Below are 844 nucleotides of genomic sequence, written 5' to 3' on the forward strand. Positions count from 1 at the left end.
CCTCGGCCAGTGGCACGCCGGTTGCGGCGATCGCGCAGTTGGTCGCGGCCGATGAGGACACCGTGCGAGACGTCATCCATGCCTTCAACGAGCGGGGGCTGTCCGCGCTGGACCCTAAGTGGGCGGGTGGCCGTCCCCGCCGCATCACCTCGGGCGATGAGGACTTCATCGTCGCGATGGCCAGGACGCGCCCGGAGAAGCTGGGCCGGCCCTTCACCCGGTAGAGCATCCGCAAACTCGTCGACTACCTGGCCGACAACCCGGTGCGGACCGTGCTGGTCGGGCGTGAGCGGCTGCGGCAGTACTTACGCGAGCACAAGATCTCCTTCCAGCGCACCCGGACCTGGAAGGAGTCCACCGACCCCGACCGGGACGCCAAGCTGGACCGGATCGAGGAGGTCACCACGCGCTTCCCGCAGCGGTGCTTCGCCTTCGACCAGTTCGGGCCACTGTCCATCCGGCCTCAGCCCGGCTCCGGCTGGGCGCCCGAGGGCAAACCCGAACGACAACCGGCCACCTACACGCGCACCCATGGCGTGCGCTACTTCCACGGCTGCTACAGCCTGGGCGATGACCAGTTGTGGGGAGTCAACCGTGAGCGCAAGAGCGGCGCCAACACCCTGGCCGCGCTCAAGAGCATCCGCCACGCCCGCCCGGACGGCGCACCGATCTACGTCATTCTGGACAACCTGTCGGCCAACAAGACCCCCGCCATCCGCGCCTGGGCCGCCGCGCACAAGGTCGAGCTGTGCTTCACCCCGACCAGCGCCTCCTGGGCCAACCCGATCGAAGCGCAGTTCGGACCGCTGCGCACCTTCGTGATGAGCAACTCCGACCATCCCAA

The 844-nt window shown here is 68.5% G+C and carries 1 pseudogene; it reads left to right on the forward strand.

What is annotated here, in order from left to right:
* A pseudogene (locus ACTWPW_RS64390) lies at nucleotides 1–844 on the forward strand (IS630 family transposase); the annotation flags it as partial.

The organism is Nonomuraea sp. KM90, from assembly GCF_052246675.1.
Taxonomy (GTDB): Bacteria; Actinomycetota; Actinomycetes; order Streptosporangiales; family Streptosporangiaceae; genus Nonomuraea.